The organism is Kitasatospora sp. NPDC001119 (assembly GCF_053598475.1).
Genome location: NZ_JBSFKI010000061.1, coordinates 1 through 17,921, shown reverse-complemented (window position 1 = coordinate 17,921; position 17,921 = coordinate 1). Strand labels below are relative to the sequence as shown.

Below are 17,921 nucleotides of genomic sequence, written 5' to 3'. Positions count from 1 at the left end.
ACCGCGACCAGGCTAGACGTCCCGCGACCGGGCTGGACGTCCCCCGACCGGACCGGACCTCAAGCCACCGAAGGCAGCGGCGGTTCGACGGCCAGCGGGGCGGTGGAGCGGGCCCGGTGCTGGTCGGCCCAGGAGACCAGCGCCACCGTGCAGGCGTGGTCCAGGTGGCGCAGCCCCGACCAGTCCAGTTCCACCGGCCGGTCCCCCGGCAGCCGTTCCAGGGTGTCCAGCAGCCGGGGCAGCCGCAGGAAGGTGGCGTTGCCGCTCAGCCGCACCCGGTGCAGCGGCTGCCCGGCCGGCTGCTCCTGCTCCTCGACCGCGATGTGCAGGTGCGAGGTCTGCCAGGCCGACTTGGCCACCGCCAGGCCGACGCCGATCAGCACCCCCTCGAACAGGTCGGTGGCGATGATCGCGACGGTCGTGACCACCAGCACCACCGCCTCGCCCAGGTGCCCGCGGCAGAGCGCGACGATCCGGCGCACCGGCACCAGCTTGGCGCCGGCGTGCACCAGGACGGCGGCCAGCGCGGTGAGCGGGACGAGCCCGAGCGCGCCGGGCAGCAGCGCGGTGAACACCAGCAGCCAGCCGCCGTGCAGGACCCGCGAGGCCTTGGTGCGCGCGCCGGCCTGGACGTTGGTCGCGCTGCGCACGATCACCGCGGTCATCGGCAGCGCGCCGAGCAGCCCGCAGACGGTGTTGCCGATGCCCTGGGCGGTGAGCTCGCGGTCGTAGTCGGTGCGCGGGCCGTGGTGCATCCGGTCGACGGCGGCGGCGCTGAACAGCGTCTCGGCGGAGGCGATCAGGGTGAAGGCGACGACCGTGCCGATCCCGGCGGGGCCGGCCAGGGCGGTCAGGGCGTCGCGGCCGGGCAGGTGCACCACGTCGAGCAGCCCGGCCACGTGGACGCGGGCCACCGGCAGGTCGGCGGCCGCGGTGACGGCGGCGGCCAGGCCGACGGCGGCCAGCGGGGCGGGGACGGCACGGGCGGCCCGTTCCGGCAGGTACTTCCAGGCGACCAGGACCAGCAGGGTGCCGAGGCCGAGGGCGACGGCGCCCGGGTTGGCCGCGGCGGTCAGCACGTCGCCCAGCAGGCCGGGCAGTCCGGCGATCTTCTCCGGCCCGGTGGCGGGGGCGCGGCGGTCGGCGAGCGCGTAGAGCTGGCCGAACACCAGGGTCAGTCCGATGCCGGCCAGCATGCCGTGCACCACCGAGGCGGACATCGCCCGGAACCAGCGGCCGAGCCGCAGGGCGCCCATCGCCAGCTGGAGCAGGCCGGTGCCGAGCACCAGCAGGCCGAGCGCGCCGACGCCGAAGCGCTGGACGGCGTCGGCGACCAGGACGGTCAGTCCGGCGGCGGGCCCGCTGACCTGGAGGCTGCTGCCGGGCAGCAGGCCGGCCACCAGGCCGCCGACGATACCGGTGACCAGCCCGAGTTCGGCCGGGACGCCGGAGGCGACGGCCACGCCGACGCAGAGCGGGAGGGCGACCAGGAACACCACCAGCGAGGCCGGCAGGTCGTGGCGCCAGGGAACGGCGCGCAGGACGGCGGCCGGGGTGCGGGGCCGGCCCGGCGGGCCGTGCTTGCGGAGGCGGCCCGGCGGGCTGTCGCTCCGGTGGGGCGGCGGGTTCACCCGGTCACCGCCAGGGACCGGGCAGGGGTGCAGCAGCGCATGGGGACGTTCCTTCCGCGCGTCCGCCGCAGCGGGCGCGCCGTTGCAAGGGCGGGGAGCAGGAGGAGGAGCGGGGAACGGGAGGGCAGGGGGAAAGAGCGGCGACAGCGGTACGGCCGCGGGTCCGGGCGGACCAGAGCGCGGCGGCGGGTGTCGGGTCGGTGCGGCCGGGGGGGTGCGTCCCTCGCTCGGGTGCGGCGGACCGGGCGCGCTGGTCCTGGACGGGGCCACCGGCGGAGTTCCCCCGCTCCGCGGTGCTCCCAAACCCCCCCCTGCCGCGGCCTCAGTTGGACGTCACGGGCCCGGCGTGGCACCGACGGTACCCAGCCCGGCGGGGCGGGCCCACAGCAGGCACCGTCCCTTCACCGCCACTGCACACCGGCCGCTCTTCCCGGCGCGGAGCGTCCGCTTCCCCGGGCACACCAGCGCGATCGCCGTCCTGGCGTGCGAATCCCCGCCGCCCGACGGTCCGCCCAGCGCCTTCCACATTCTGTTGAAGTCCCCTTGACGCCCCGACGAGCCCCGCCCTACCGTGTTTCCACATACAGAAACCGTTCTTCCGTATGGTGGAATTCAGGAGATGAGCCCTCCGAGCCACTGCGGGCCGACGCAGGAGAGATCCGATGCCTCGTATGACAGCCGCCCGCGCGGCCGTGGAGATCCTCAAGCTCGAAGGCGTTGAGGTCGCGTTCGGCGTGCCGGGCGCGGCCATCAACCCGTTCTACGCCGCGCTCAAGGCCGCCGGCGGGATCGGGCACACGCTGGCCCGGCACGTCGAGGGCGCCTCCCACATGGCCGAGGGCTACACCCGCGCCAGGGCCGGCAACATCGGGGTCTGCGTCGGCACCTCGGGGCCGGCCGGCACCGACATGATCACCGGCCTGTACTCGGCGATCGCCGACTCCGTCCCGATCCTCTGCATCACCGGCCAGGCGCCCGTCGCCCGGCTGCACAAGGAGGACTTCCAGGCCGTCGACATCGCCTCGATCGCGGGGCCCGTCACCAAGGCCGCCACCACCGTGCTGGAGGCCGCGCAGGTCCCCGGCGTGTTCCAGCAGGCCTTCCACCTGATGCGCTCCGGGCGCCCCGGCCCGGTCCTGATCGACCTGCCGATCGACGTCCAGCTGACCGAGATCGACTTCGACCCGGAGGCCTACCAGCCGCTGCCGGTCTACAAGCCGGCCGCCAACCGCGTCCAGATCGAGAAGGCGGTCGCACTGCTCCAGCGGTCCGAGCGCCCGCTGATCGTCGCGGGCGGCGGCGTCATCAACGCCGACGCCGCCGAGCTGCTGCGGGAGTTCGCCGAACTCACCGGCGTCCCGGTGGTCCCCACCCTGATGGGCTGGGGCGTCATCCCGGACGACCACGCGCTCAACGCCGGCCTGGTCGGCCTCCAGACCTCGCACCGCTACGGCAACGAGACCTTCCTCGCCTCCGACTTCGTCCTCGGCATCGGCAACCGCTGGGCCAACCGCCACACCGGCGGCCTGGACGTCTACACCGCGGGCCGCACCTTCGTCCACGTCGACGTCGAGCCCACCCAGCTCGGCCGGATCTTCGCCCCGGACCTCGGCATCGCCTCCGACGCCGGGGCCGCGCTGGAGCTGTTCGTCGAGGTGGCGCGCGAACTGCGGGACGCCGGCACGCTCAAGGACCGCACCGCCTGGGCCGCCGCCGCCCAGGAGCGCAGGGCCCGGCTCCAGCGCCGCACCCACTTCGACGACGTGCCGCTCAAGCCGCAGCGCGTGTACGAGGAGATGAACCGGGCGTTCGGCCCGGAGACCCGCTACGTCACCACCATCGGCCTCTCCCAGATCGCCGGCGCGCAGCTGCTGCACGTCTACCGGCCGCGGCACTGGATCAACTGCGGCCAGGCCGGCCCGCTCGGCTGGACCATCCCGGCCGCGCTGGGCGTCGCCACCGCCGACCCGGGAGGGCAGGTGGTCGCGCTCTCCGGCGACTACGACTTCCAGTTCATGATCGAGGAGCTGGCGGTCGGCGCCCAGCACCGCATCCCGTACGTCCACGTGCTGGTGAACAACTCCTACCTGGGCCTGATCCGCCAGGCGCAGCGCGCCTTCGACATCGACTACCAGGTCAACCTGGAGTTCGAGAACGTCAACGCGCCGGAGCTGGGCGTCTACGGCGTGGACCACGTCAAGGTCGTCGAGGGCCTGGGCTGCAAGGCGATCCGGGTCACCGAGCCGGAGGGCCTGCTGCCCGCCTTCGAGGAGGCCAAGAAGCTGGCCGCCGAGCTCCGCGTCCCGGTCGTGGTCGAGGCGATCCTGGAGCGGGTCACCAACATCTCGATGGCCGCCGCCGACATCGACAAGGTCAACGAGTTCGAGGAGTTGGCCACCCTCCCCGAGCACGCCCCGACGGCGATCCGGCCGCTGGTGCCGTAACGCGGCGCACGCACCGGTCGCGCACGCCGGTCGCACGCACCGGCCGTACGCGCCGGTCGTCCGCGCCGGGCGGGTGGGGGCGGGCGAGCCGCTCCGCACGCCCCCACCCGCCCCCGCGCCCGGAACATCGGCACGCCGACCGCAGTTGACCAGGTGACGGCCGCTACCGTGGCCCACGAAGAGGCCCGGCCCGACGACTTCCCGAAAGGACCACCCCCGTGAGCCTGTACGACATCCCGCTGCGCACCCTCGACGGCGCGGCCACCTCGCTGGCCGACCACAAGGGCAAGGCGCTGCTGATCGTCAACGTCGCGTCCAAGTGCGGTCTGACCCCGCAGTACGAGGGCCTGGAGCGGCTCCAGCAGCGGTACGCCGGGCGCGGGTTCACCGTGCTGGGCTTCCCCTGCAACCAGTTCGCCGGACAGGAGCCCGGCAGCGCCGAGGAGATCCGCACCTTCTGCTCCACCACCTACGGCGTGACCTTCCCGCTGTTCGAGAAGATCGACGTCAACGGCGAGGACCGCCACCCGCTGTACGCCAAGCTCACCGAGGTCGCCGACGCCGAGGGCCAGGCCGGGGACATCGCCTGGAACTTCGAGAAGTTCCTGCTCTCCCCGGACGGCACCGTCGTCGCGCGCCTGCGCCCGCCCGTCGAGCCGGAGTCGCCGGAGCTGGTCGCCGCGCTCGAGGCCGTCCTGCCGGCCTGACCACACGCACCGCGGAGGCCCGGGGCCCGCGGCCCCGGGCCTCCGTCGTGCGCGCACGCAAGGCCCCCCTCGGGGTGTTGCGGACATGCCCAAGCGCCCCTACCGTGTGTGCCCCCGTTGATCCATCGCCCACGGAGGGCCCACCCTGATGATCCGTCACGTCAGAACAGCGGCAAGGGCGCTGCTCGCGGCCGGCCTGCTCGTCACCGGCACACCGGCCGGTGCCTCGCCGGCGGCGGCCGCCGCGGCGCCGACGGCCCTGACCGCGTCCGACTACACCCTCACCTCCGACTACCACCAGTACGACACCCTCGACTCGGCGCTCGCCACGACGCTCGGGACCTCCGCCGTGCACACGGTGATGGAGCACGCGAACCACGACCGGCAGGCGCTCCCCGCGTCCTTCTCCGTGGCCGGCCTGACCACCGGCTTCCGGTTCGACGACGGCGACGACTCCGACTGCCAGAGCTTCCCCCAGGGCATCACCACGAGCCGGGACGCCGTGGGGACCGCGAACAGCGGCAACTACGACGGCCACCAGCTCGTGCTGGTGAGCTGGTACACCAAGGACGGCTGCGGCGGCGCCCAGCAGCGCAGCCGGATCACCCTGGTCGACTGGGACGCCACCTACCCCGACACCTACCGCAAGATCCTCCTGGTGGAACCGACCGGCACCGCGGCCGCGCCGGACTTCAAGGACGTCCCGATCCACGCCGGCGGCGTCTCCTGGTACGGCGACCACCTCTACGTCGCCGACACCGGCCGCGGCATGCGCGTCTTCGACCTGCGCAAGATCCTCAACACCGACACCGGCGGCACCGCCGACCAGATCGGCCGCCAGCCCGGAGGCGCCTACTACGCCCACAACTACGCCTACGTGCTGCCCCAGATCGGCACGGTCACCGCGCAGACCGCCTCCGGAGCCAAGCTGGTGTGGTCGTCGGTCTCCCTCGACCGGGTCAGCAAGTCGATCGTGATGACGGAGTACACCTGCCAGGCGGACTGCGTCGACTACCCGAACCGCCCGCCGAGGGCCGTCCGCTTCCCGTTCGCCGCAGGGGCGACGACCTTCGCCGCGACGACGACCGCAAGCCAGGCCCTCCAACTGCCCTGGTACAACCTCAACGGCGTGGCCTCCCACAACGGCCGGTGGTGGTTCAACTCCTCGGGGCAGAAGAAGCTCTACTACTGGACCCCGACCGCGGGCCCCTCGACCTTCGCCTGGGTGGGCGGCGGCGAGAGCCTCTCCTACTGGGAGGACGCCACCGGCCCCGACCTGCTGTGGTCGCTGCAGGAGACCACGGGCGGACGCAACGTCTTCGCGGTCACCCAGTCCACCTACGGCGGCGGCTGAGCCCCTGGCTCGGGGCCGGCGGGAACGACTCGCCGGGGCCCCGTGGCGCACGGCCCGGTCGACGACGGCCCCCGGGCGGGACCGTCGGCGACGGTCTGCCGGATGATGGGGAGCAGGGGCACGGCGGCGGATGTGAGGGCGACACGGTGACAGCAGGCGAATCCATGGGGCTGGAGTCGGGACACCGGTCGGCGGACCGCGAGGGTCCGGAGACCGTCGCGGCCGCCGACCGGCCCGAGGCGGGCACGGAGCCCCCGGGCGGGGGCGCGGGGCGTCGGCGTTCCCTGGTCCGACGGCTGGCGGTCCTGGTGCTCGTCCTCGTCCTCCTCTGCCTCCCGCCCTGGTGGACCCTGTTCGCCTCCGGCGCCGACTGGCCGTTCCCGGTCCTCCTGGCCGGCACGGTCGTCCTCGCGGCCTGGATGGTCTCCTTCCCCTTCCTGATGGTCGCGGGCCACGGGCGGCGGCGCAGCGACCGGGCCGCCCGCGTCGCGGACACCAGCCTCGGGGTGGTCTGGGTGCTGTTCACCTGGTCGGCGCTGGGCGGCTCGGTGGACCTGCTGCTGGCCGGGCTCGACGTCGGCGGCACCGACCGGGCCAGGGCCGTGGCCGTGGCCGTCGCCGTGGTCTCGGCCGGGCTGCTGGGCTGGGGGCACCACGAGGCGATGCGCGTGCCCCGGGTGAAGCGGGTGGACATGCACCTCCCGCGGCTCGGCGCCGGCCTGGACGGGACCAGGGTCGTGGTGCTGGCCGACACCCACTACGGGCCGATCGACCGGGCGGACTGGTCGGCGCGGGTCGCCGAGGCGGTCAACGCGCTCGACGCGGACGTCCTGGTCCACGCCGGCGACATCGCCGACGGCACCCCCGCCCAGCGCCGAGAGCAGTCCGCGCCGCTCGGGACGGTCCGGTCCCGGCTGGCCAAGGTCTACGTCACGGGGAACCACGAGTACGGCAGCGAGGCCCAGGGCTGGCTGGACCGGATGGCGGACCTGGGCTGGGAGCCGCTGCACAACCGCCACGTCGTGGTGGAGCGCGGCGGGGACGCCCTCGTGCTCGCCGGGGTGGACGACGTGACCGCGGAGTCCTCCGGCCTGGCCGGACACCGCGCGAACCTGGTCGGCGCGCTGGCGGGGGCGGACCCGGCCCTGCCGGTCCTGCTCGTCGCCCACCAGCCCAAGTACGTCCCGCAGGCCGCTGCCGCCGGCATCGACCTGCAGGTCTCCGGGCACACCCACGGCGGCCAGATCTGGCCGTTCAACCTCCTCGTCCGGATCGACCAGCCGGTGGTGCACGGCCTGAGCCGGCACGGGGAGCGGACCCAGCTCTACACCAGCCGCGGCACCGGCTTCTGGGGCCCGCCGTTCCGGGTCTTCGCCCCGAGCGAGATCACCCTGCTCACGCTGCGCGCGGGCGGTCCGTCGCCCACCGCGTGACCGACCGCTGAAAGGCTTGGACCGGGGCTCACGGCAGCAACAGCCGCGTCCCCGGCGGCAGTTCGCCGTCCCGGGCGGCGTCGCGCAGGTGCGCCAGCAGGGTGTCCCGCAGCGCCTCCGCCGCGCGGGTGAGCGGCACCTCGTGGCCGTGGGCGACGGCGATGGTGCGGCCCAGTCCGGGCCCGGCGAAGGCCGTCACCGCGAGGCCGGAGCGGGCGGCCACCATGCCGGGGACGACGGCGGGCCCGATCCCGGCCCGGACGAAGCCCAGCACCGCGTCCATCTCACCGCCCTCCACCGCGAACTCCGGCTCGAACCCGGCCGCCCGGCAGGCCGCCAGGGTCGCCTCGCGGACGTCGTAGCCCTCCCGGAACATCACCAGCGGCCGGCTCTTCAGCTCCGTCACCCGGACCTTGCGCCGGGCCGGCCGCCCGGCCGCGACCAGCACCAGCTCCTCGTGCAGCAGTTCGGTGACCGCCAGCGCGGGCTCCTGCTCGCCGCTCGGCCGGGTGATGGTCAGCGCGAGGTCCAGCTCCCCCGCCGCCAGCCAGCCGACCAGGTCGCGCGAGCCGCCCTCGCGGACCACCAGCGCCACCCCCGGGTAGCGGTCCCGGAAGACCCGCAGCACGTCCGGCACCAGGCTGGTGCACAGGCTCGGCGGTGCGCCCAGCCGGACCCGGCCGCGGCGCAGCTGCACCGTCTCCTGCACGGCCAGCCGGGCGGTCTCGGTGTCCGCGAGGATGCGCCGGGCCAGCGGCAGCAGGGCGTCCCCGGCGTCCGTGAGCGCGATGTTGCCCCGGGTGCGGTGGAACAGCTCCGCGCCCAACTCCCGTTCCAGGGCCCGGATCTGTTGCGAGAGTGACGGCTGCGCGACGTGTGCCGCCTCGGCGGCCCGGGTGAAGTGCCGGGTCTCGGCGACGGCCAGGAAGTAGCGGAGTTGCTGGAGCTGCACAGGGCCAGGATAGGCCGCACCGATAGTCCATGCCTATCGTCACGAGCCGCATCATGTCTTGGACGTACCCTCGCCGCCGTCCCTACCGTTGCTGCCATGACAACCGCGACTCGGACGGCCCGGCATCCGTCCACCCTGGCGACCCTGTGGCGGTCGACCGTCGGCAAGAAGGCGGTCATGGCCGTCACCGGACTGGCCATGCTGCTGTACCTGGTCGCGCACATGCTGGGCAACCTCAAGGTGTTCTTCGGCCCGGACGACATCAACGGCTACGCGGCCTGGCTGCGCACCATCGGACAGCCCTTCCTGGGCCACGAGTGGTTCCTGTGGATCGCCCGGGCGGGCCTGCTGGCCGCCGTGGTGCTGCACGGCGTCTCCGCGTACCAGCTCAGCCGCCGCGACCTCGCGGCCCGCCCGAGCCGGTACGTGCACAAGCGCCGCCGCGCGAGCTACGCGACGCGGACCATGCGCTGGGGCGGGGTGATCCTGGCGCTGTTCATCGTCTGGCACATCCTCGACCTCACCACGCTGACCGTGAACCCGGGCACCGATCACGGCCAGACGTACCAGAACATCGTGGCCTCCTTCGGCCGCTGGTACGTCGACGTGTTCTACGTCGTCGCGATGCTGGCCGTCGGCCTGCACATCCGGCACGGGTTCTGGAGCGCCGCGCAGACCCTCGGCGCCAACAACGCCCGCCGCGACCGGGCGCTCAAGCTGGTCGCGAACGGCCTGGCGCTGGTGCTGACCGCCGGCTTCCTGTCCGTCCCCGTGGCCGTGATGACCGGAGTCGTGAAGTGAGCAGTGGTGGCCCGAGGCGTGAAGTGAGCAGTGCTGACCGGAGCGGCGAAGTGAGCAGTGGTGACATGAGCTACCTGGAGTACACCCTCGGCGAGCCGGTCGCCGACGCCAAGGCCCCCGCCGGGCCGATCGAACAGCGCTGGGACCAGCGGCGGTTCGACGCCAAGCTGGTCAACCCGGCCAACCGGCGCAAGCACACCGTGATCGTGGTCGGCACCGGCCTGGCCGGCGGCGCGGCCGGCGCCACCCTGGCCGAACAGGGCTACCACGTGGTCCAGTTCTGCTTCCAGGACTCCCCCCGGCGCGCCCACTCGATCGCCGCCCAGGGCGGCATCAACGCGGCCAAGAACTACCGCAACGACGGCGACTCGGTCCGCCGGCTGTTCTACGACACCGTCAAGGGCGGCGACTTCCGGGCCCGCGAGTCCAACGTGCACCGGCTGGCCCAGGTGTCGGTGGAGATCATCGACCAGTGCGTGGCCCAGGGCGTGCCCTTCGCCCGCGAGTACGGCGGCCTGCTGGACACCCGGTCGTTCGGCGGCGTCCAGGTCTCCCGGACCTTCTACGCCCGCGGCCAGACCGGCCAGCAGCTGCTGCTCGGCGCCTACCAGGCGCTCTCCCGGCAGGTCGCCGCCGGGAACGTGGAGCTGCACCCGCGCACCGAGATGCTCGACCTGCTGGTGGTCGACGGCCGGGCCCGCGGCATCGTCGCCCGGGACCTCGTCACCGGCGAGATCCGCTCCTACACCGCGGACGCCGTGGTGCTCGCCAGCGGCGGCTACGGCAACGTCTTCTACCTCTCCACCAACGCCAAGAACTCCAACGCCACCGCGATCTGGCGGGCGCACCGGCGCGGCGCGTACTTCGCCAACCCGTGCTTCACCCAGATCCACCCGACCTGCATCCCGCGCTCGGGCGACCACCAGTCCAAGCTCACCCTGATGAGCGAGTCGCTGCGCAACGACGGCCGGATCTGGGTGCCCAAGGCGAAGGGCGACAACCGGCCGCCCGGGCAGATCCCGGAGGAGGAGCGGGACTACTACCTGGAGCGGATCTACCCCTCCTTCGGCAACCTGGTGCCGCGCGACATCGCCTCCCGGGCCGCCAAGAACGTCTGCGACGAGGGCCGCGGCATCGGCCCCGGCGGCCAGGGCGTCTACCTGGACTTCGCCGACGCGATCCGCCGGCTGGGCCGGGACGCCGTCGAGGCCAAGTACGGCAACCTCTTCGAGATGTACGAGCGGATCACCGCCGAGGACCCGTACCGGGTGCCGATGCGGATCTACCCGGCGATCCACTACACGATGGGCGGGCTCTGGGTCGACTACGACCTGCAGACCACCGTCCCGGGCCTGTTCGCGATCGGGGAGGCCAACTTCTCCGACCACGGCGCCAACCGGCTCGGCGCCAGCGCCCTGATGCAGGGCCTGGCCGACGGCTACTTCGTGCTACCGCCCACCATCAACGACTACCTGGCCCGCCAACCGCTGCCGGCCGTGCCCGCCGACCACCCGGTGCTCGCCGAGGTGGAGGCCGAGGTCGAGGACCGGCTCAACCTGATCCTCGCGGTGGACGGCGACCGCACCCCGGACTCCTTCCACCGCGAACTCGGCGAACTGCTCTGGGACGAGTGCGGGATGGCCCGCGACGAGGCTGGACTGCGCCGGGCGCTGGAGCGGATCCCGCTGCTGCGCGAGGAGTTCTGGCGCCGGATCAAGGTGCCGGGCACCGGGCAGGAGCTCAACCAGTCGCTGGAGAAGGCCAACCGGCTGGTCGACTACTTCGAACTGGCCGAGCTGATGTGCCTGGACGCGCTGCACCGCGCCGAGTCCTGCGGCGGCCACTTCCGCACCGAGAGCCAGACCCCCGACGGCGAGGCCGCCCGCCGCGACGAGGACTACTCCTACGCCGCCGCCTGGGAGTTCACCGGCACCGGCGCGGCACCCGTCCTCCACCGCGAGGAACTCGACTTCGAGTACGTCCACCCCACCCAGCGGAGCTACGCATGAACCTCACCCTGCGCATCTGGCGCCAGGCGGGCCCGGACGCACCCGGCTCGATGACCACCTACCGGGTCGGCGGGATCAGCCCGGACATGTCCTTCCTGGAGATGCTGGACACCCTCAACGAGGAGCTGATCACCCGCGGCGACCAGCCCGTCGCCTTCGACCACGACTGCCGTGAGGGCATCTGCGGCGCCTGCGGCATGGTCATCAACGGCCAGGCGCACGGCCCCGAGCGCACCACCACCTGCCAGCTGCACATGCGGCACTTCCAGGACGGCGACACCATCGACGTCGAGCCCTGGCGGGCGGCGGCGTTCCCGGTGGTCAAGGACCTGGTGGTGGACCGCTCGGCCTTCGACCGGATCATCGGCTCCGGCGGCTACATCACCGCCCCCACCGGCAGCGCCCCCGAGGCGCACGCCACGCCCGTCCCCAAGGAGACCGCCGACACCGCCTTCGAGCACGCCGAGTGCATCGGCTGCGGCGCCTGCGTGGCGGCCTGCCCGAACGGCTCGGCGATGCTCTTCACCTCCGCCAAGGTGGTGCACCTCAACGTGCTGCCGCAGGGCGCGCCGGAACGGGCCGCCCGGGTACGGGACATGGTCTCGGCCATGGACGCCGAGGGCTTCGGCGGCTGCACCAACACCGGTGAGTGCGCCACCGCCTGTCCCAAGGGCATCCCGCTGCCCAGCATCGCGGCGATGAACCGGGAGTTCCTGCGGGCCGCCCGCGGCTGACGACTCCCCCAACGACGGTCGGCCCCTCGCTCTGGTGCTCAGGCGAGGGGCCGACGCTGTTTGTCCGACGGGCGTGCGGCGGCGGTTCGCGCTACCCGTACGGGTGGTGGATCGCCCGGGGCCGTGCTTCCTGACGGGGAATCGCGCTACGGTGGTGTCCGCTACGGAAGGACGGCATATGCCCGAGGTTCAGTCCTGTTCCGGTTGCGGCGGGTCCGGGGGGACCCAGAAGACCGAGGCCACGGTCGAACTGGACGAGGAAGGAAGCATGGTGCCCAGTGTCCACACCTTCTGGTCGCCCTGCGGCCGGTGCCACGGATCCGGAACGGTGATCGTCGGATGAGGTTCGTCTTCGAATGCGTCGAGTGCGGTGGGCACTACCTGCCGCCCGAGGAGATGGTGTACCCGGACGGGCCGGCCTCGCCGATCTGGTGCACCGCCTGCCAGAGCGCCAAGCGCGCGGCCGGCGTCCGGGAGGACCCGCTGCTCGCCCGGGTCGCGCTGGCCGCCGCCCGGGCCGCACTGGCCCGGCGGGCCGCGGAGGCGGCCGAGCAGCCCGCCCGCCCCGACGTCCGCCCGTCCCGCCCGCCGCGGTCCCGCCGGGCCCGCTCCGGCCCCGGCGTGCTGCGCGGCAAGCTGGGCTGACGGCCCGCGGGACGACGGGTCGGCGGGACCAGGGCCGGGGCACACGAACCGACGGTGCGTCAGTTATCCGCCACGACAATGAACTTGTGCGGACCCGGGACGTGCTGGCACATTGTCCTCCCTCGCACGACAGCCTTGGGGGACATGGCCATGCAGCCGACCGATCCTTCCGATTCGACCCGGGCCGGACAGACCGGCTCCTTCCCGTTCGTTCCGCCGCCTCCGCCCGGCGGGCCGCCGACACCAGCCCCGTTCGGGCCGCCGCCGCCCACCACCCCGCCGCCGGCCTTCACGAGCGGTCCCGCCGGCACCCCGACCACCACCCGCGTCGCGGTCACCAACCGCATCCTCTGGATCGGGCAGGCCGCGTACCCGCTCGCCAACGTGGCCCGGGTCGGCACCTCCCTGATCGTGCCCGGCCGGCGCCGCGCGCTCCTGCGGCTGCTCGCCTTCGGCCTGGTCGTCTTCCTGCCGGTGCTCGTGATCGCGCAGGCCACCGACGGATCGTCCTCGGGCTCCGGGTCCGGCACGCTGTTCCTCGTCGCGATGATCCTCGTGGCGCTCTACTTCCTGATCTTCACCTGGCCGGTGCTGCGCCGGCCCGACCTGTACGTGCTGGCCGTGGACACGGCCGGCCCGCCGACCGCGGTGCTGGCCTGGCTCACCGCGGAGCCGGCGTTCGAGCTGCAGGCCACCATCACCCGCGCGATCGAGAACCCGCAGGCCGAGTTCCAGCAGATCGTCCAGACCATCAGCGTGGACCTGCGGCAGTACCAGTTCGGCGACAGCGTCAACATCTACGGCGGCCAGGGGAACACGGGAGTCAGCAAGTGAACGACAACGAGCGTCCGGACGTCCAGTACGGCGACCGGGTCACCATCCACGGCGGCAGCGGCAACGTCGGCATCCAGCACAACAACGGGGCGGTCGGCGACCAGGCCCTGCCGCCGGAGGTCGCCGCGCTGTTCGCGCGGCTCGCCACCGTGGTCACCGAGCTGGCCCGGGACGGGCGGCTCCACGAGGCGGACCGGCGGAGCCTCGCCGAGGCCCTGCCGGTGCTGACCAGCCCCGCCGCCGAGGAGCCGAGGAGCCGGCGCAACACCCTGCTGCTGCTGGCCGGCCTGGCCCAGAGCGTCGGCGAGGCCGCCGCGCCCGCGCTGGGCCTGGCGAACCAGCTCCTGGCCCTGCTCAGCGGCTGACCGACCGGCCGGCGCCCGCCCACTCGCGGGCGGGCGCCGGCCTACGCGGTACCCCTCGTCCACGTAGTGCTGGCGGAAGCCGGCGGCGGTGCTGAAGTGCGGCCGGTACGGGAAGGTGCCGTCGAAGGTCTCGTGGGCGGCGATCATGGTCGGGCTCGCTCCAAGGTGGTAGCAACTTAAAACCGCAAGGCTGAGGCTAGGCCTTGCGGTTTTATTACGCAACCACGCTGGTCGGAGCGGTCATTGGCGGTCTCAGAACAGCGCCTCCTGGGTGTCCGGCTCCGGCGGGCGCAGACGCTCCTGGAGGACCAGGCCCTCGGACCCGCGGCCGGTGACCGGGCTGAGCGTCCAGCCGGTGAGCAGCCGGCTGTCCAGCAGCAGCGGTCCGGAGCCGTCCGTCTGGTCCAGGAAGAGGTGCCGGCCCACCGGCGCGCGGAGCCGGCCCGCGAGCACCGCGCCGTCGGCCAGCCCGGCGATCTCCCGGTACGCCTCCGGGGCGCCGCCGGCCAGCCCGTAGCGCTCGACGTGGTCGACCACCGGCCGGTCGGCGAGCAGCTCCACTGCGTGGCCGTCCAGCAGCCGGTGCGCCCGGGCGCGGGCGTCGCCGAGCACCGTACGGCGGTACGGGACGTCGCCGTGCGACCACCACTGCTCGGTCTTGATCCGGGACTTGTACCGCTCGCGGGCCAGACCCGAGGCGGCGACGGTGAGTTCGGCGCGCCGGACCGCCGGCAGGGCGCCGCGGGCGGTGAACGCGTAGGCCAGCGCGCCCTGTTCGAGCAGCCGGCTGTCGCCGCGCTGCTCGGCGGTCAGGCCGACCTTGAGCAGGCCCTCGCCGAACCAGGCGAGGTAGAGCAGGTAGGTGCGGCCGTCGTCGAGGATCTGGTCCCGGGCGAGGGCGAGGCCGCGGTCCACGCTCTGGCAGGCCGGGCACTGCGTCGCGCCGCCGCCCGGGTCGATCACCGCGTGGTGCGGGCAGGGCGTGCGCTCCGTCGCCCCGGCCAGCCAGGCCCCCACGCAGCGGCGCGGGCCGCCCAGCAGCCAGCCGACCTCCACCCCCGGCGCCACGGCGCGCTCGTGCACCTGCGCGCCGCGCGCGGCCCCGAGCACGGCGCGGCCGTCCCGCCAGCTCAGGCCGGTGGAGACCCAGCCGGCGGGGCGGGCCCGGTGCTCGGGGGGCTGCGGGGGCTGCGGGGGCTGCGGGGGGATCGTCACGTTTCTCCTGGCCGTCGGTAGCCGACGAGACTACCCGGTGCCACCGACAGGCCGGGCGGCCCGGCGGGGCCACGCCCCTGCCACCCCGCCCGCCGGCCCCCTCGACAGGGCGTCAGGTCCGTGGCGGCCGGCCCCTCCTCCCCGCCCGAAAGCCCCGCAGGTCACCGGCGCTTGGCCGGGCGGGGTGTTCACGTTCTATTGTGGCGGGCGCGGTCGGCGGCGCGGTCGGGAGGCGGTGCCGCGGCGGCCGCATCGGGCGCGAGGCGAATGGGGTGGGCGGACGGTGTCGGGGCGGCGGAGCAGCGGGGTGCTGGCGATCTGGGCGGAGGCGCAGCGACAGCAGCAGCGCCGGGAGGAGGCCCGGTGGCGCGCCGAGGCGGCGGAGCAGCGCCGCCGGGAGCGGGAGCAGCGGGAGGTGCAGAAGGCGGCGGCCCGCGGCGAGCGTGAGGCGCAGCGCGCCTACCAGCAGTCGCGGGAGGCGGAGGTGGCCCGGCGGACGGCCGAACTGGACGCCCGGGTCGAGGAGTTGCGGGGGCTGCTGGCCGCCGGGCTGGCCGCGCCGGCCTTCGGCCCGCAGGCCCTGCTGGCGCCGCGGGCGGTGCCGCCGTTCGATCCGGGGCCGCTGGGCGAGCCGGTGCCGATGCCGGACCAGTCCTCGGCCCGGTACTTCGTGCCGCCGCCGGACCCGGTGCAGGCCCGCAACCCGGGGGTGCGGCAGCAGTACGAGCAGTACCTGGCCCAGGCCCGGGCCCGGTTCGAGCAGGACTGGTACGCCGCGCAGGCCCGGGAGGTGGACCGGCAGCACCGGCTGGCCGCGTACCACCAGGAGTACCTGGCCGGGGTCGAGCAGTCCCGCCGGCAGCAGGAGGAGCTGGCCGCCCGGACCGAGGAGCTGCTGCGCCGGCTGCGGGCGGGCGAGCCGGAGGCGGTGCAGGAGTACTTCACGGCCGGTCTGTACGCCTCGGCGGCCTGGCCGGAGGGCTTCCCGCACCGGCTGGCGGCGGCGTTCGACGCCGGGAGCCGGCAGCTGGTGGTGGACTGGGAGCTGCCCGGGCCGGACGTGGTGCCGGCCGCCGGCCGGGTGCGGTACGTGAAGTCGGACGACCGCGAGGCCGAGGTGGCCCGCCCGGCGACGGAGCGCAAGGCGCTGTACCGGGAGGTGCTGGCGCAGTCGGCGCTGCGGGTGGCGGTGGAGCTGTTCCGGGCGGACCGGGACGGGCTGCTGGACTCGGTGGTGCTGAACGGCTTCGTGCTCGGCATCGACCCGGCGACCGGCCGGGAGGCCGAGCGCTTCCTCTCCACGCTGACCGCCACCCGGGCGGGCTTCGCCGCCCTGGCGCTGGACCGGGTGGACCCGGTGGAGTGCTTCCAGGGCCTGGGCGGCCGGCTGTCGGCGCGCCCGGAGCGGCTGGACGAGGTGCGGCCGGACCGGCGGCCGGAGAGCGTCGGCGGGAGCCTGGCCGGGCACGGCGGCGAGGACGAGCCGGACCTGTTCGAGATGGACCCGCTGGACTTCGAGGAGCTGATCGCCGAGCTGTTCCGGCTGCGCGGCTTCCGGGTGATGACCACGGCCCGCAGCGGCGACGTCGGGGTGGACGTGGTGGCCGAGGACCTGGACCCGGTGACCGGCGGCACGATCGTGATCCAGGCGAAGCGCTACAAGAAGACCGTCCCGCCGACGGCGGTGCGCGACCTGGAGTCGACCGTCCGCCACCACGGTGCGATCAAGGGCATCCTGGTCACCACCGCGGGCTTCGGCCGCGGCTCGTACAGCTACATCGAGGGCAAGCCGCTGGCCCTGGTGAGCGGCCCGGAGCTGGTCGCCCTGCTCGCCGAGCAGGGCCTGCGCGGGCGGCTCGGCGGCGACGGCTCCTCCGCCGCCGCCTCGGCCGCCGCGAACGACCGGTCCGAGGAGGCGCGCGAGACCGCCCTCACGGTGAGCTGGCAGAGCCGGACGGCCGGCGGGGACGCGGTGGAGCTGGACGTCACCGCCTTCCTGTGCGCCGGCGGCCGGGTGCTGAGCGACGAGCACTTCGTGTTCTTCAACAGCCCGCAGGACCCGGACGGCGCCGTGCGGCTGCACCCGACCCGCTCGGTGCCGGGCGAGCCGACCCGGGCGGCCCGGCTGGCCCTGGACCTGCACCGGCTGCCAGCCGCCGTCGAGGAGGTGGTGGTCGCCGTCTCCACCGAGGAGGAGGACCACCCGGCGCTGCCGCTCGGCTACGTGCACGGGCTGGCGCTCGCCGCCGCGTACGGGCCGGGCGCCGGCGGACCGGACGCCTGGGCGGGCCCGACCGGCGGGGTGCCGGACAGCGCGATGCTGCTCGGGGCGTTCCGCCGGGCCTCCGGCGGCTGGGAGTTCAGCCCGTCCGGGCGGGCGGTGACGAACGGCCTGGCCGGGCTGGCGGCGGCCTTCGGCGTGGCGGTCGAGTAGTCGGCCGGGCCCCGGCCCCTTCCGGAACCGTCCGGAGCCTGCCGGGGCCCTTGGTCCTCAGGGTCCGGCGTCATACCTGAGGAGGAGAAGGCCCCCCGCCGTCCCGCCGGGTCGGCGGGGGCCGACCCTCCGCGTGGCATACGAATCGCATTCGAACAGCTTGGGATGATGTTACGGAGTTAAACATTCCGTTAATCAGCCCGAGGAGTCCACGTGACGTTCCCCGCAACCGCCGTCCACACCGGCCGCGCGGCCGCCCGAGCCACCAGCCTGAACAAGGTCTACGGGGAGGGGGAGACCCGCGTCGTCGCCCTCGACAACGTCAGCGTCGTGTTCCCCCAGGGCGAGTTCACCGCCATCATG

At 74.1% G+C, this 17,921-nt stretch carries 14 protein-coding genes and 1 pseudogene; 12 read left to right on the top strand and 3 right to left on the bottom strand.

What is annotated here, in order from left to right; all coding sequences use genetic code 11:
* Positions 1–59: 59 nt before the first annotated feature.
* On the bottom strand, positions 60–1,541 hold the full coding sequence (locus tag ACWDD9_RS40860; RefSeq protein WP_449814426.1) for a SulP family inorganic anion transporter: 1,482 nt from the start codon (positions 1,539–1,541) through the stop codon (positions 60–62).
* 752 nt (positions 1,542–2,293) lie between these two features.
* On the opposite strand from ACWDD9_RS40860, the gene gcl reads away from it, so the two are divergent.
* From gcl to ACWDD9_RS40840, 4 genes are all read left to right on the top strand, one after another.
* Positions 2,294–4,075, top strand: a complete 1,782-nt coding sequence (gcl, locus tag ACWDD9_RS40855; protein WP_449814409.1) for a glyoxylate carboligase — start codon at positions 2,294–2,296, stop codon at positions 4,073–4,075.
* 218 nt (positions 4,076–4,293) lie between these two features.
* Entirely contained in the window at positions 4,294–4,782 is a 489-nt protein-coding gene (locus ACWDD9_RS40850; protein ID WP_049652707.1) for a glutathione peroxidase, read from the top strand.
* 148 nt (positions 4,783–4,930) lie between these two features.
* Entirely contained in the window at positions 4,931–6,136 is a 1,206-nt protein-coding gene (locus tag ACWDD9_RS40845; protein WP_449814408.1) for a hypothetical protein, read from the top strand.
* Positions 6,137–6,300: 164 nt separating this feature from the next.
* A complete protein-coding gene (locus ACWDD9_RS40840; protein WP_449814425.1) occupies positions 6,301–7,569 on the top strand; it encodes a metallophosphoesterase in 1,269 nt (422 codons plus the stop codon).
* Positions 7,570–7,597: 28 nt separating this feature from the next.
* Here ACWDD9_RS40840 and ACWDD9_RS40835 read toward each other — a convergent pair whose 3' ends face one another.
* Positions 7,598–8,521, bottom strand: coding sequence for a LysR family transcriptional regulator (locus tag ACWDD9_RS40835; RefSeq protein WP_449814407.1), 924 nt, complete (start codon positions 8,519–8,521; stop codon positions 7,598–7,600).
* Positions 8,522–8,617: 96 nt separating this feature from the next.
* On the opposite strand from ACWDD9_RS40835, the gene ACWDD9_RS40830 reads away from it, so the two are divergent.
* The 6 genes from ACWDD9_RS40830 to ACWDD9_RS40805 all read left to right on the top strand — a co-directional run bounded on the left by ACWDD9_RS40830 (position 8,618) and on the right by ACWDD9_RS40805 (position 13,909).
* Positions 8,618–9,322 carry a succinate dehydrogenase cytochrome b subunit gene (locus ACWDD9_RS40830; protein WP_049652714.1) on the top strand — a complete coding sequence of 235 codons (705 nt, stop codon included), beginning with the start codon at positions 8,618–8,620 and terminating at the stop codon, positions 9,320–9,322.
* A gap of 65 nt (positions 9,323–9,387) precedes the next feature.
* Positions 9,388–11,331, top strand: a complete 1,944-nt coding sequence (locus ACWDD9_RS40825; protein WP_449814424.1) for a fumarate reductase/succinate dehydrogenase flavoprotein subunit — start codon at positions 9,388–9,390, stop codon at positions 11,329–11,331.
* Positions 11,328–12,065, top strand: a complete 738-nt coding sequence (locus tag ACWDD9_RS40820) for a succinate dehydrogenase/fumarate reductase iron-sulfur subunit (RefSeq protein WP_049652719.1) — start codon at positions 11,328–11,330, stop codon at positions 12,063–12,065. Before ACWDD9_RS40825 ends, ACWDD9_RS40820 begins: the two co-directional genes overlap by 4 nt.
* Before the next feature lie 339 nt (positions 12,066–12,404).
* Complete coding sequence (locus ACWDD9_RS40815) at positions 12,405–12,710, top strand: hypothetical protein (RefSeq protein ID WP_449814406.1); 306 nt, start codon at positions 12,405–12,407, stop codon at positions 12,708–12,710.
* Positions 12,711–12,854: 144 nt separating this feature from the next.
* Entirely contained in the window at positions 12,855–13,544 is a 690-nt protein-coding gene (locus tag ACWDD9_RS40810; RefSeq protein WP_449814405.1) for a DUF6232 family protein, read from the top strand.
* On the top strand, positions 13,541–13,909 hold the full coding sequence (locus tag ACWDD9_RS40805; protein ID WP_449814404.1) for a hypothetical protein: 369 nt from the start codon (positions 13,541–13,543) through the stop codon (positions 13,907–13,909). Before ACWDD9_RS40810 ends, ACWDD9_RS40805 begins: the two co-directional genes overlap by 4 nt.
* Positions 13,910–14,161: 252 nt before the next feature.
* Here the strand turns inward: ACWDD9_RS40805 and ACWDD9_RS40800 are convergent, their stop codons facing one another.
* The gene (locus tag ACWDD9_RS40800) at positions 14,162–15,124 is read right to left on the bottom strand and encodes a DUF2797 domain-containing protein (RefSeq protein WP_449814403.1); all 963 of its coding nucleotides are present in this window, start codon (positions 15,122–15,124) and stop codon (positions 14,162–14,164) included.
* Positions 15,125–15,431: 307 nt separating this feature from the next.
* On the opposite strand from ACWDD9_RS40800, the gene ACWDD9_RS40795 reads away from it, so the two are divergent.
* Together ACWDD9_RS40795 and ACWDD9_RS40790 are read left to right on the top strand one after the other, a co-directional pair.
* Positions 15,432–17,558, top strand: a complete 2,127-nt coding sequence (locus ACWDD9_RS40795) for a restriction endonuclease (protein ID WP_449814402.1) — start codon at positions 15,432–15,434, stop codon at positions 17,556–17,558.
* 213 nt (positions 17,559–17,771) lie between these two features.
* A pseudogene (locus ACWDD9_RS40790) lies at positions 17,772–17,921 on the top strand (ABC transporter ATP-binding protein); the annotation flags it as partial.